The organism is Clostridium sp. (assembly GCF_051650885.1).
GTDB lineage: Bacteria > Bacillota > Clostridia > Clostridiales > Clostridiaceae > Clostridium.
The window spans coordinates 1-2,902 of the sequence record NZ_JBOFRG010000255.1; the positions used below are offsets into that span (position 1 = coordinate 1).

Annotated in this window: 2 protein-coding genes and 2 pseudogenes; all 4 read right to left on the reverse strand. The window is 32.1% G+C overall.

Annotation, left to right across the window (positions count from 1 at the left end; all coding sequences use genetic code 11):
- Positions 1-300 precede the first annotated feature (300 nt).
- A pseudogene (locus ACRC28_RS12140) lies at positions 301-816 on the reverse strand (ribonucleotide-diphosphate reductase subunit beta); the annotation flags it as partial.
- Between the two features lie 166 nt (positions 817-982).
- Positions 983-1,270 (reverse strand): ethanolamine utilization microcompartment protein EutM, encoded by a 288-nt coding sequence (gene eutM, locus ACRC28_RS12145; protein WP_438543710.1) that lies wholly within the window; start codon positions 1,268-1,270, stop codon positions 983-985.
- A gap of 47 nt (positions 1,271-1,317) precedes the next feature.
- On the reverse strand, positions 1,318-1,971 hold the full coding sequence (locus tag ACRC28_RS12150) for a phosphate propanoyltransferase (RefSeq protein WP_438543711.1): 654 nt from the start codon (positions 1,969-1,971) through the stop codon (positions 1,318-1,320).
- 5 nt (positions 1,972-1,976) lie between these two features.
- A pseudogene (locus ACRC28_RS12155) lies at positions 1,977-2,902 on the reverse strand (acetaldehyde dehydrogenase (acetylating)); the annotation flags it as partial.

Below are 2,902 nucleotides of genomic sequence, written 5' to 3' on the forward strand. Positions count from 1 at the left end.
AGCTATTCCTGATTTTTCCATAAATTCATCACAAATTAGCAAAACTCTTTTATTTTTTATCTCACTTAATTTTTCTATTGCACCTTCACCAAAATAAATTTGTGTTTTAATATTAAATTCATTCATACTCTTAATACTCCTTCAATTTGAAACCAAAGTATATATAATTCTCTTGTAAATTCGTAAGCTTATCATCATTGTATCATACATCTTATGAATGTTAAAGTTTTACTTTTTTAGGATTAATATGTTTTTAAATCAAAAGAAACCTTATGTTTCCATAAGGTTTCTTCGCATTTTTTATAAGTCATCTATTAATGTTGCAGCTTTTGCATATGCTGTTGATTTTGCTTCAAAAAAATCTGTTTTTACAGAATTCGCATCCGCTTGTCTATCAACCCATTCTGCAGGATTACTATCATATCCTCTATATAACTTTTGAAGTCCAATTGCTTCTAATCTCATATTTCCTAAATATTTTATGTAATCTTCTATAAGCTTCTTATTTATTCCTTGAACTCTATCACCAATTACATAATGTCCCCATTCAATTTCGTTATCTACACCAGTTTTCATCATTTGTCTTAGTTCTTCTTTTAATTCTTCTGTAAATAATTCTGGTTCTTCTTTTTGAAGTTCTCTTATAATACTTCTGAATAACCAAAGGTGTGTATTTTCATCTCTGTTTATATATCTTATCTCTTGTGCTGAACCTGGCATTTTACCATTTCTCTCTAGGTTGTAGAAGAACATAAATCCTGAATAGAAATAAATTCCTTCTAATATATAGTTTGCCATTATTGTCTTCACAAGATTTCCTCTATTCAGAGATCTTCCAAACTACAAATCAAACCTGCTATATCAACATATAAAAAGAGCAAGATATTTTATATCCTACTCTTTTAATATTAAATCTCTAAACCTAATTTCACTATATTATTAGCAACCATTTTTTTAATAATTCAAATTTATTTATTCTAACTTATTTTTCTTCTTTACTTGCTGGAAGTATAACTTCAACTTCTGAGTGTGGTCTTGGGATTACATGTACTGAAACCAATTCACCAACTCTTTGTGCTGCCGCTGCTCCAGCATCTGTAGCAGCTTTAACAGCTCCTACATCACCTCTAACCATAACCGTTACAAGACCTCCACCAACATATTCCTTTCCTATTAAATAAACATTTGCAGCTTTAACCATTGCATCTGCAGCCTCTATTGACCCTATTAATCCCTTTGTCTCAATCATTCCTAAAGCATCATATTTCATATTAAAATCCTCCTAAAATCTTTCTTTTTAATTTATTTTAATTTTTATTATTTAACAATTTTTATTTTTGATTTTGATGTAATACCAAGTGAATTCGCTTCTTCTACATCTAAATGACATTCAAGCTTAAAATTATCGTTGGTTCGAATATTAACATTTTTTAATATCCCCCCTCGTATTCCATCTACTTCTATAGATACTACTTCTCCATCCGACACATTGAAATGCTGTGCATCACTATTTGTCATGTGAATATGTCTTTGAGCCACTATTACACCTTCTTGTATTAATGCACTTCCCATTGTTCCAACTAAAGCAATCCCTGATGTATTTTTTAAATCCCCTGATAGTCGTACACTAGGTGCTACTCCCGTTTTTATTGAATCACCTAGTGATATTTCAACCTGTGTTTTACTTCTTATTGGTCCTAAAACTCTAACTTTTTCTATTGCCCCTTTAGGTCCACATATAGTTATTGTTTCCTTACATGCAAACTCTCCCGGTTGACTTAAATCTTTTAATTTTGTAAGTGAATACCCTTTTCCAAATAAAGCATCTACTTCTCTTTGTGCAAGATGTATGTGCCTATTTGAAATTCCTACCGGAATTTCAAAAGAGTCTTTCACCTTTTTTTCTCGTTCTTTATTTTGATTCATAGCCGTCAACAATAGCTTTAATACTTCTTCTAAATTATTTTGCATGAGTATTACCTCTTCATAGTTGCTATAATTTGATTCACAAGACTTAAAAGTTCATTGTTATCCATATTATTCTTTAATATATCTTTGCAAATATCTATATTTTCAGTTGATGCTTGAGATATTTCTGATGGACTCATCTTCATTGCCTCTACATCCTCTTTAGTCTCCTGTGCTCCTTCATCCAATAAATCCACACAATCAATTAATCCATAAGCTACTCTTTTTAAATTTATTAGATGCATCGGTGTAACATTTTCAGAAATTGAACTTCCTCCCCATGTTCCACATCCAAGTGTAAATGATGGCATAAGACCTGTGCTCGCACCTGTTCCACCTTGTGTTCCACCAGTATTAACTAAAATACGTGATGCTGGTTTTCTAGCAAATTTTAATACTATGTCTCTATCTTCTGTATGAATACTCATAGTATGCCCTATTCCATTTTGCAGTAATTCTATACTTAAATCACATGCTTCATACCAATCATTAACTGTATAGAAACCTAAAACTGTAGTTAACTTTTCATAAGATAGTGGGTATCCTTCACCTACTCCATCTTGTCTTCCAATTAGAACCTTTGTCCCAATCGGAACCTCAACCCCTGCTGCCTTTGCTATTACATCAGCTGCTCTTCCAACAAATTTAGCATTCATCATATGCCCTTGCTTGAAAAGTAACTTACAAACCTTCTCGGTTTCTTCTTCTGTCATAAAATATCCCCCACATTGTCTAAGTTCTTCTATGACTTCAGCCTCATTGCAAATTTCACAAATTATCGACTGCTCTGATGCACAAATTGTTCCATTATCGAAAGTTTTACTTGCCATTATATTGCTAACAGCTTTTTTTATATCTGCTGTTCTTTCAATGTATGCCGGTGAATTTCCTGCTCCAACTCCTAATGCTGGTTTTCCTGAACTATATGCTGCTT

Coding starts and splice junctions, on each gene's coding strand:
- eutM (WP_438543710.1), bottom strand. CDS start 1,270: ATGAAATATGATGCTTTAGGAATGATTGAGACAAAGGGATTAATAGGG.
- ACRC28_RS12150 (WP_438543711.1), bottom strand. CDS start 1,971: ATGCAAAATAATTTAGAAGAAGTATTAAAGCTATTGTTGACGGCTATG.